Here is an 11,048-nt window from a genome sequence, read left to right as displayed (position 1 = left end):
GTCATAGCCACATATGAGTATACAAAAATTGATGGCACTAATTCTCTCCGCCTAAGAAAAGTCTAACGCCTTCCAATATCCATCCGTGGACGTGGAAGGCTTGCTTCGGCGTCCTGCCTCGCATACGACTTTTCTAAGGCTACGTTCATAAGAGCCATTGACAATTTCTGTATAAGCACACTTAGGCTATTGACATGGCTGTTCTACCAATTAGCTACTCAGTAGATGAAAGCTATATAACAATTTGGGGAAGCATTAACTTTGTATATCAGCGAACACTTATAAGTCTTTGGGTAACAGAATAGAGCTTGATACGTAGGAAAATCCGTAAGGTTTACGTGATGTAAACCTAGCACATACCAACAGGAGGTTGGGTTTATGTGCGTTAGAATTTTTCAAGTATCAAGCTCTAATTCTGTCCAAAGCTTATATTGTGTGAGTCGATATACAAAGTTAATGCTTCTATTTAGCGATACATAGCGGATCTTATTTTGCAGTAACCTTAGGCTTTATTCTAGTGCATCAGCGCTTTTCCCAAAGCTTTGTACCTGCGTCAGTATCATTCCGCCAAACATGAGTGCACAGCCTAAATATCCTCTGCCCCCAAGGTTTTCACTTAGCAGCAGTGCGCCCCCGATAGCCGCGAAAACTGCTTCCATACTGAGTATTATGGCGGCATGGGAAGGCTTTGCATGCTTTTGCGCAACAACCTGCAAGGTGTACGCTATACCTACAGAGCCCAGACCTCCATAGAGTATGGGAATGAGTGCCTGGCTGAGTCCGGATATTGAGATATCCTCGAATATCAATGCTACTGCCATACTTAGTACCGAGCATGTTGCGAACTGTACAAAAGACAGCTTCAACGCATCCACTTTTTTTGTAAAATAATCAATAACCAATATATGAGAAGCCCAGAAGAAAGCACCTATAATTTCAAGAAAGTCGCCTTTTGCTATAGAGAAATCCTCACTGACACTGAGGAAGTATAGTCCAACAACAGCAAGGGTTACTCCTGCCCAGGTGCTTACCTTGATGCTATGCTTTAAGAAGATGCCGAATAATGGCACCAACACTATGTATAAACCAGTAATAAAGGCCGCTTTTCCTGCTGTTGTATAGGCCAATCCGATCTGCTGCAAGGATGCTGCAAGAAAGAGAATTGACCCTGCAATAATCCCCGGAATCAGAGCATTTGCCGAGACTTCTTCTGCCGCCTCTTCGGACTTCTTATTCTTAAAATAAATCAGCAGCGGTATCAATGATATGCACCCCAGAGCAAACCTCACTCCGTTGAAGGTAAAAGCTCCTACATATTGCATTCCGACCCTTTGTGCCACAAATGCAAAACCCCATATTGCAGCGGTCAACATAAGAAGCACATTGGACTTCATTTCTTGATTCTTCAATTTATCTCCCCCAATGTGTTTTGCACTATATCTTTATTAACTTATTCAAATAGTGCAAAACATTTCCTTGATTGTTATAAATCGCAGCTATTCCGGAATCTTCTCAGTGCGATTTATACTGTCATAAATCTGACAATACTATTCTAACCTGCAGGGGTTCAAAAAAGCAATTACTATCATCCTACTCACACTCATAGAATTTTCGGACCATCTTAACCGCATCTCTGGCATCCTTTGCATAAAAGTCTGCATCTATCATTTTTGCATAATCCTCATTTAGCACCGCTCCTCCTACAATTACCTTACTGTCAGGGCAATCCTTTCTAAGAGCCTTAATAGTGTCCTCCATGTTCTTTACTGTTGTGGTCATAAGGGCACTCAATCCCACTAACGCGGCATTTTCCTCCTTAACCTTATCCACTATTTTCTCGATTGGGACATCCTTCCCAAGGTCAAAAACCTCAAATCCATAGTTTTCAAGAAGTATTTTTACAATATTCTTGCCTATGTCATGTATGTCACCCTTTACAGTGGCAATCACGATTTTCCCCTTATGAGCCATTGAAGTCTCTCCGGTATTTTTAAGCATGCTGCCCTTAATTTCTTCAAAGGCTCTTTTCACCGTTTCAGCGGCTTGTATCAACTGGGGAAGGAAAATCTCTCCCGACTCATATTTCTGACCTACAATATCAAGAGCAGGTATAAGATAGTCATCCACAATTTTTATTCCATCGTACTCCGAAAGAAGCTGCCTAACCATCGGCGCAGCCTCCTCCTTCATTCCATCAATCACTATCTTTTTCAGATCCCGGCTGCCTTCCTTCTCTTTAACTGCAGGCTTTTCTCCACCCGCAGAACAGCTTCTGATGTACTCAACCGCTTCTTTATCGATATTCCAAAGTACATTGTACGCTTTTACCGTATTTACCATAGCCTCAGACATTGGATTCAGTATAGGTGCATCAAGTCCTGCCGTAAGCGCCATGGCCAGAAATGTCCTGTTCAGCAGTTCTCTGTCCGGCAGTCCGAAGGACACATTGCTTACCCCTAGAGCGGTCTTTAGCCCGAGCTTCTCCTTCACGAGAGCTACTGCCTTTATGGTCTCCTTGACCTCCTTCTGCTGTGCTGATGCAGTAAGTACAAGGCAGTCCACTATAATATCCTCTTTACCGATTCCATACTCCCCGGCTTTTTTTACTATTCTCTCAGCAATCTTCAATCTATCTTCCGCTTTTTGCGGTATGCCGTTCTCATCAAGAGTAAGAGCAACTAACAAGCACCCGTATTTTTTTGCTATGGGAAATATAGCTTCCATTACTTTCTCTTCACCGTTTACCGAGTTTATTATAGGTCTTCCGCTGCATATTCTGGCTGCTGCCTCTATTACCTCAGGCCTTACGCTGTCAATCTGCAGCGGCAGATTCACTATGCTCTGCAGCTCTTTTACAGCCTTTACCATCATTGCTTTTTCATCTATTTCCGGCAAGCCTACATTTACATCCAGCATATGTGCACCTGCATCTCTTTGTGCGATAGCTTCTCTCAGCAAATAGTCCATGTCAGCATTTATCAGTGCTTCCTTAAGCCTTTTCTTGCCTGTAGGGTTTATCCTCTCCCCTATTATTCTAGCTCCTTCTCCGAGTACCACTGTAGCGGTTGCCGAACTGACTGCAGTTAGTTTTTCAACCTCACGCTTAATGGGCTTTAGTCCGATTATAGATCTCCTTATCGCCTTTATATGCTCCGGGGTAGTTCCGCAGCAGCCACCCAGTATTGCAGCTCCCATCCCTGCCATTTCAGCCACGTACTGTCCAAAAATCTCAGGACTGATATCATAAATCGTCTTTCCCTCTACAAGAGTAGGCAATCCTGCATTAGGCTGCACTATTACCGGTACTGTGGAGTATTTAAGAATTTGGGAAAGCAGCGGAATTATATCCTTTGGTCCAAGGGAACAATTGATCCCCAGTGCCTCCACTCCAAGCTTTGATATTATATTTACCATGGTCAAGGGGTCAGTGCCTGTCAATGTCCGTCCGTCTGCTTGAAAAGTCATAGTGCATATTATCGGCAGATGGCTGTTTTCCTTTGCTGCTAAAATTGCAGCTTTGACTTCGTATATATCAGACATGGTTTCTATCAATATCAGATCTGCTCCTGCTGCTGTTCCTGAAACCACCTGCTCTTTAAAGGCATCATAAGCATCCTGAAAGGATAATGTGCCATAGGGCTCCATAAGCTGGCCTATAGGGCCTATGTCATGAGCAACAAGCTTATCTCCTGCTGCTTCCCTTGCTATTCTTACCGCGCTCCTTATAACTTTATCTACGCTGAGGCCTGAGTCCATAAGCTTATATCTGTTAGCTCCAAAGGTGTTCGTGGTAATTATATCTGCGCCTGCCGCTATGTAGGCTTTATGTATTTGCAGTATCATATCGGAATTCATGATATTGCAGCTTTCGGGCAATTCTCCCGCTTTTAACCCATAAGCCTGAAGCATTGTTCCCATGCCTCCGTCAAATACCAGGAATCCATCATAGTTAAGCTTGTTGCTCATCATCGGCACCGTCCTTTCTGTATAAGCAATATTTATCTTCACAGTTATTACATTTATGACTTTTTACGCTGCACTTATCATACTGTAAACTAATTACAGCAGTTACCGACTTTCTTGGGATCATTATGCTGCTTTCATTCACACTAAGGCCTATCTTCTCATAAGTCTTCAGTACCTTGGCTATCTCCCGCTGAATATCTATAGAAAAGTCTCCATAACCAGGACTGAATCTTGACGTAATCTCAAGCTCCATAGTCATAGCCTTTGATGCTATCTCGCTCTGAACAATATCACACAGGGATTCCACCGCTGCTGCGGCACATGCATCGAATACCAGGCTTTTTGTCAGGTCTGTCTTTGAATAAAAGGCTATGCGCCTATCTACCTCAAGGCCCAGAGTCACTGCCATTACCGCACACTTTTCAGCTTTCTGCAGATGTGCATGAATAGCTTCTCCACGCAGGATAAGAGTAGACCCTTTCATGCATAAGCCGTCTTCCCTTCTCTCTATGTCAAAGATCTCGTATATAAAGCTATTTTTTGATATATCCATAACCTCATCAATGCAGTCATCCAAGAGGCATTGCAGGTTATCAGCTATTTTCTGCCCTCGATATCCCATATATCTCAGGGCCTCTTTTCTATCTATGTACATATGCAGCCCTCCAATTTATACTATAGTATACTTAACCTGGCAAAAAATGCAATAAGCAATTATCAGGCTGTAGTAATATTCTATTGCGTTTGCATATAATAGTCGGTATTAATTTATCAAAATATCAATAGATATTCCCAACGATGTATTGACAAATTCCTGAAAATAAAATACAATCTCCAATAAGCTACAAAAATTAAATGTACAATACTTATCCAGAGTGGTGGAGGGACTGGCCCGATGAAGCCCGACAACCGGCATTCTCATTCGAATGCAGCGGTGTCAAATCCTGCAGAATTTAAATATTCTGAGAGATAAGGATAGCATATACCTAAAGTACTTTGTACTTTACGAGCCGTATTCAGGCTGCTTTCCTATCAGAAAGCAGCCTTTTTGTTTGCTTATAACTTTTCTTACCAACAAAACCCTGAGAGGAGAATATATATGAAGATAAAGGAACTATTTAACAACAAACCGGTTATATCCCTGGAAATATTCCCGCCAAAACCAGAAGCCTCAATAGATACTGTACTTGATACCATAGCTGCACTGTCAGACTTGAAGCCGGGTTTTATAAGCGTAACCTACGGTGCTGGCGGCAGCAGCAGAGCTCACACAGTGAAAATTGCTGATATTATTAAAAACAAATATAACATAGAGGCTCTTGCACATCTCACCTGTATAGGTTCAAAAAAGGAAGATATTGAATGCACGCTTAAACAACTGAGGGAAAGCAATATAGAAAACGTTCTGGCACTCAGGGGAGATATTCCTGAGGTCGAAAGCTTCACCACCTCAGGTAATTTCCACTACAGATATGCAAAGGACCTTATAACCCATATAAAAAGCTCTGACTTCTGTATCGGTGCAGCCTGCTACCCCGAAGGTCATATCGAATGCCGCGATATTTCTGCAGGTATGGAGCACCTTAAACAGAAGGTTGAATGCGGAGCTGACTTTTTAATAACACAGCTTTTCTTTGATAACAATCTCTTTTACTCTTTTCTGGAAAAGCTTGATATACTGGGGGTTTCATTGCCTGTTTCCGCAGGTATAATGCCGGTAATAAACAAAAAACAGATTGAACGTATAACAGGCTTATGCGGCGCCTCACTCCCGGTTAAGTTCAAGCGTATCCTGGACAAATACGGAGATAACCCTGAAGCATTGAAGGAAGCGGGCATTGCCTATGCAACAGAACAGATAATAGACCTTCTCTCCTCCGACGCAGACGGAATACATCTATATACGATGAATCGCCCTGAGGTAGCAAGGAAAATAGTATCCCACATATCAAACATAAGAAGTTCTTTCGCAAAATAGAAATAGTATTCAAGCTGGGGAGATTCTCCCCAGCTTTCATTTTTAGCCGATTTCTCCCAGGTTATAAGGCGTTTCCTGATAAACATAATAGTTCAACCAATTTGAAAAGAGCAAATTGGCATGCCCCCTCCAGATCACGACAGGCTCTTTAGAAGGATCATCCCCGGGATAATAGCAGTAGGGGACCTCTATAGGCAATCCTGCTTTGACATCTCTGTCATACTCGTTTTTCAAGGTCAGAGGATCATATTCCGAATGTCCCGTCACGAAGATCTGTCTTCCGTTTTTTGCAGCGACAATGTATACTCCGGCTTTTTCCGATTCAGCCAGCAGCTCCAAATCTGCTACCGCTTGGATATCCTCCCGCCGGATTTCTGTATGTCGGGAATGCGGCGCATAGAACACATCATCAAAGCCTCTGAAAAGCATGACGTTTTTGCGATTTATTTTATGTGGGAAATTCCCGAACATCTTTTTATCCAAATCATATTTTGGAATGCCGTAATGGTGGTGCAAGCCTGCCTGAGCCCCCCAACAGATATGGAGAGTCGAGTAAACGTGGTGCAAGCTCCAATCCATTATTTCGCATAGCTCCTCCCAATAACCCACTTCTTCAAAGGGCATCTTTTCCACCGGCGCTCCGGTTATAACCAACCCATCATATTTCTCATTCCTGATGTCTTCAAAGGTATTGTAAAACCTAAAAAGATGCTCCTGCGATGTATTCTTTGAAAGGTGCGACTTGGGGTGCAGCAGTGTGATATCCACCTGGAGAGGTGAATTTCCCAGCAATCTCAGAAGCTGGGTTTCTGTTGAAATTTTGGTCGGCATCAGGTTCAATATAGCTATTTTCAGCGGTCGGATGTCCTGATGGCACGCCCGCGTCTCGGTCATTACGAATATATTTTCACCGTTTAGCGTTTCCACTGCCGGTAAATCATCTGCAATATTGATGGGCATTACTCATTCCTCCAATCTATTCGATTGACTTTCTTAAAGCCTGATCCAGATCCCAAATCAAGTCCTCAACATCCTCAATACCTATTGACAGTCGAATCATGTCCGGCAATACTCCTGCCGCCTTTTGGTCAGCTTCTGAGAGTTGGGCATGAGTGGTGCTGGCTGGATGAATGACCAGAGACTTAGCATCTGCCACATTGGCCAGAAGCGAAAAGATCTCCAGGCTGTCAATGAACTTCTTCCCTGCTTCCACACCGCCCTTTATACCAAAGGTAAAGATGGAACCCGCTCCCTTAGGAAGGTATTTTTGTGCTAGCTTATAGTATTTGCTGTCCTCCAAGCTGGGATAGTTCACCCAGGTCACCAGGGGATGGCTTGAAAGAAACTCTGCTACCCGTTTTGCATTGGATACATGCCTTTCCACCCTAAGGGACAAAGTTTCCAGCCCTTGCAGCAATAAAAATGCGTTAAAGGGACTGATGCAGGCACCGGTATCCCTAAGCAGCTGGACTCTTGCCTTTACAATAAAGGCGGCTGCTCCAAAGGTTTCAGAATAGCTGACATCATGGTAGCTGGGGTCCGGCTCGGTAAGGCCTGGAAATTTGCCGCTGCCTGCCCAGTCAAAGCTGCCGGAATCTACAATGATGCCTCCGATGGAAGTACCATGGCCTCCAATAAACTTAGTTGCGGAATGCACAATAATATCGGCACCGAATTCGATCGGTTTGATCAGGTAAGGCGTCCCGAAGGTATTATCTACGATAAGGGGCAGGCCGTTTTCATGGGCAATCTTAGCAATTGCTTCTATGTCTGTCAGATTGATGCCGGGATTTCCGATTGTTTCTATGTAGAGCGCTTTTGTACGGCTGTTGATTGCTTTCCTGAAGTTTTCCGGCTCATCGGAATCGACGAATGTGGTATTTATCCCGTACTTAGGCAGAGTGGATTTGAACAGGTTGTAGGTTCCGCCATACAACGTACTGGCCGATACGATTTCATCTCTCGTCCCTGCAATGTTCAAAATCGCATAGGTAACAGCAGCTGAACCGGACGCTACAGCCAAAGCACCTACCCCGCCTTCCAATGCAGCCACGCGCTGTTCGAATACATCAGTAGTAGGGTTCATAATCCTAGTATAGATATTTCCGGGCTCTTTGAGGGCAAAGAGGTTGGCAGCATGCTCAACATTTTCAAAAACATAGGATGTGGTCTGGTAAATGGGCACCGCTCTGGATCCCGTAGTAGGGTCCGCCTTCTGTCCTGCATGGACCTGCAGCGTATCAAAATTGAACTTTCTTTCACTCATAATCTTTCCTCCTAAATATTAATTTGCATAATAAAAGCCTCTTTCAATATGAAAGAGGCTGCAAATACACCAAAAATAAGTATAGAAGCTAAACCCTCTCTCATCTATCAGTACTATGTACTGCAGGAATTAACACCGTTGCATTCGAATGAGAATGCTGGTTGTTGGGCTTCATCGGGCCAGTCCCTCCGCCACTCTGGATAAGAGTATTTCTAATATGCAATTTTAAAGATTTTAGCATGAGACAATCTGCCGTGTCAATAGGAATTTTTGGAATCCCTCCACAGAATTTAGGTGTATAGCTAACGGAGAGGGGGGGTTGAGCCCTGCTATGTGGCAAATAAAAAACTGCCTTTCAGCATTTTGACTAATGATAAAGCGGCAACAAGTTATTAAAATAGGCCTCCTGAAATATAAAATCAGAAGGCCTATTTGTCTCTTATATCCAAAACTCTATTTGCTTATTCTCCATAAATTATGGAGTAACTAGTGCTTTAAACTCTTTAGTGTTCTTAATAAAATTAAAATCTTCACCATCTTTTGCCCGTATTTTATATTCCGAATTTAGTTCAATGGCCTTCCTAAGATTCTCAAGAGTTTCCTTTGCTTTACCCATTTTGGCATATGTAAAGGCTATGTTATAGTATGCCGGATCATATTTGGGGTTAACTTTTATTATGCTCTCATAACATTTAATAGCATCTTCATATTTTCCTAATTTTAAAAATACTAAACTTTTATTATTATATGCATAATCATAATTAGGATTTAATGCAATTGCTTTATCAAAATACAAAATAGCTTCATCATATTTACTAAAATATGTCAATACCCAGCCTCTATCATTATATGCCGTAGGATCGTTAGGATTTATTGCAATTGCTTCTTCATAACACTTAATTGCTTCTTCATATTTGCTCAAATTATATAGTGCTATACCCTTATTAATATATGCATTATAATAATCAGGATTTATTGCAATTGCTTTATCATAACACTTAATTGCTTCTTCATATTTACCCCATAGCCGTAATGAATTACCTTTACTATAATATGTAACATCATAATAAGGATCTAACATAATTGCTTTATCATAGCTCATAATAGCTTCTTCGTACTTCCCTAAATATTCCAATGCCTCACCCTTATTTTTAAATGCGATATCATAATTGGAGTCTATTTCAATTGCTTTGTCATAACATAAAATAGCTTCTTCGTATTCTCCTAAAATTACCAATACTTCACCTTTTTTATTATAGCTGTATTCATCGTTGTCCAATAGTATTGCTCTATCGTAGCACTTCAATGCCTCCTGATAACTTCCCATATCAGAATACACATCACCTTTATTACCAAGTATGAATCCTTCCCAGCTTGGATTTACTTTAATTGCTTCATCATATACCTTTAATGCATCATTTTGTCTATCTATTGCGGCTAAAACATCTCCTTTATGTATATAGCTACGTACCGGAATGTCATTTAACTTAATAGCGGTATCATAACATGCTTCAGCCTCTATAAATTTACCGAGTCTATATAGAGCATTTCCTTTCTTTTCATAAACCTCACTGCCAGGGGCTAACTGAATAATTTTATCATAGCAAGCTACTGCATCCTGATATAAGTTATTGTTTTCCAATATAGCACCTTTTTCACTATAATAATCTACATTACTAGGTTCCAGCTTTATTGCGAGATCATAATTCTGTATTGCCTCATCTGCTTTTCCAAGTATCGCCAGAGTTTTCCCTTTAATAGCATATAACACTGCTGACTTACTATCCAACTTTAATGCCATATCTGTATAGTTTAACGCCTCTTCATATTTAGCTTCATCAAACAATTGCTCTATTTTTGATATAAATTCAGTAGTGGTTTTAGGTGTAGTATCAGCATATACTGACACTATAGAAAATAGAAAACACATAGCAACTATAAGGACTATTAATATTCTTTTCAAAATAACACCTACTTTCAAATAATATTACTTATTTTAACATATTATACCATAATTTTCATATGCAAGTTTCGCCGTTTCTGGCATTGGATATAACCTGTTATGCAAGCAAATAAAAAAACTGCTTATTCAGCAGTTATGTTCTTTTATGTATGGCGGAGAGGGAGGGATTCGAAGCCGGAAGGCCGGCAGCCACACTCTTTTCGTAATACTCGATAGTTATTTAGAATAGCTATTTAGCCATTTTTTTGATACATTGGCCGTTTTTGGGGGTTCTCATCATCCCCCCTACATACATAAAAAACAAAACTGCCCCCAGGCAGTTCTCTTTTTTATGTATGGCGGAGAGGGAGGGATTCGAACCCTCGGTACTCTTTCGAGCACGCTTGATTTCGAGTCAAGGACCTTCGACCACTCGGACACCTCTCCATAGTTATCGTTTTCTTTTAAAAAAATCTTTTAGTATCTGGCTGCACTCGTCTTCCAGGATGCCTTTTAAGACCTCCGTCTTATGGTTGAAATGGTAATCATCAAACAGGTTGAGTATCGAGCCTGCAGCACCGGCTTTTGGGTCCATAGCGCCTATATAGAGTCTTTCTATCCTGGCTTGCAGTATCGCACCGCTGCACATTGAGCAAGGCTCCAAGGTCACATACATTTCACAATCAAGCAGACGCCAGGCATCAAGTGCTTCACAGGCTTGCCTTATGGCAAGCATTTCGGCATGTGCCGTTGCGTCTTTGGACAATTCCCTGCAGTTATGTGCTGCTGCAATTATCTCGCCATTTCTGACTATGACAGCACCAACAGGAACCTCATCCTTATCAAAAGCCTTTTGCGCTTCTTCCAGCGCTTTTTTCATGAAAAATTCATTCATT

8 protein-coding genes, 1 tRNA gene and 2 riboswitches are annotated in these 11,048 nt (G+C 41.7%); of the genes, 1 reads left to right on the top strand and 8 read right to left on the bottom strand.

The annotated features are described in order from the left end of the window. Positions 1 to 509: 509 nt before the first annotated feature. From VEB00_05560 to VEB00_05550, 3 genes are all read right to left on the bottom strand, one after another. Positions 510 to 1,409 carry a DMT family transporter gene (locus VEB00_05560; protein HYF82477.1) on the bottom strand — a complete coding sequence of 300 codons (900 nt, stop codon included), beginning with the start codon at positions 1,407 to 1,409 and terminating at the stop codon, positions 510 to 512. 181 nt (positions 1,410 to 1,590) lie between these two features. After that, complete coding sequence (locus VEB00_05555) at positions 1,591 to 3,966, bottom strand: homocysteine S-methyltransferase family protein (protein ID HYF82476.1); 2,376 nt, start codon at positions 3,964 to 3,966, stop codon at positions 1,591 to 1,593. Continuing rightward, positions 3,950 to 4,621, bottom strand: coding sequence for a vitamin B12 dependent-methionine synthase activation domain-containing protein (locus tag VEB00_05550; protein ID HYF82475.1), 672 nt, complete (start codon positions 4,619 to 4,621; stop codon positions 3,950 to 3,952). Before VEB00_05550 ends, VEB00_05555 begins: the two co-directional genes overlap by 17 nt. Positions 4,622 to 4,829: 208 nt before the next feature. Further along, positions 4,830 to 4,942, top strand: a riboswitch (SAM riboswitch). A 123-nt stretch (positions 4,943 to 5,065) separates the two neighbouring features. Between VEB00_05550 and metF the strand changes: the two genes are divergently transcribed. Further along, positions 5,066 to 5,944 carry a methylenetetrahydrofolate reductase [NAD(P)H] gene (metF, locus tag VEB00_05545; protein HYF82474.1) on the top strand — a complete coding sequence of 293 codons (879 nt, stop codon included), beginning with the start codon at positions 5,066 to 5,068 and terminating at the stop codon, positions 5,942 to 5,944. 42 nt (positions 5,945 to 5,986) lie between these two features. Here metF and metA read toward each other — a convergent pair whose 3' ends face one another. The 5 genes from metA to tadA form a co-directional block, all read right to left on the bottom strand. Next, entirely contained in the window at positions 5,987 to 6,904 is a 918-nt protein-coding gene (gene metA, locus VEB00_05540) for a homoserine O-succinyltransferase (GenBank protein ID HYF82473.1), read from the bottom strand. Between the two features lie 16 nt (positions 6,905 to 6,920). Then, the gene (locus VEB00_05535; GenBank protein HYF82472.1) at positions 6,921 to 8,210 is read right to left on the bottom strand and encodes a homocysteine synthase; all 1,290 of its coding nucleotides are present in this window, start codon (positions 8,208 to 8,210) and stop codon (positions 6,921 to 6,923) included. 97 nt (positions 8,211 to 8,307) lie between these two features. Then, positions 8,308 to 8,417, bottom strand: a riboswitch (SAM riboswitch). A gap of 268 nt (positions 8,418 to 8,685) precedes the next feature. Beyond that, positions 8,686 to 10,173 (bottom strand): tetratricopeptide repeat protein, encoded by a 1,488-nt coding sequence (locus VEB00_05530; GenBank protein HYF82471.1) that lies wholly within the window; start codon positions 10,171 to 10,173, stop codon positions 8,686 to 8,688. A 336-nt stretch (positions 10,174 to 10,509) separates the two neighbouring features. After that, positions 10,510 to 10,599, bottom strand: a tRNA-Ser gene (locus VEB00_05525). A 4-nt stretch (positions 10,600 to 10,603) separates the two neighbouring features. After that, positions 10,604 to 11,047, bottom strand: a complete 444-nt coding sequence (gene tadA, locus VEB00_05520; GenBank protein ID HYF82470.1) for a tRNA adenosine(34) deaminase TadA — start codon at positions 11,045 to 11,047, stop codon at positions 10,604 to 10,606. Position 11,048 lies beyond the last annotated feature (1 nt).

The sequence above is a fragment of the Clostridia bacterium genome (genome assembly GCA_035628995.1).
In the GTDB taxonomy this organism is placed as follows: domain Bacteria; phylum Bacillota; class Clostridia; order Lutisporales; family Lutisporaceae; genus BRH-c25.
This window is presented reverse-complemented; position numbering and strand designations above follow the sequence as displayed.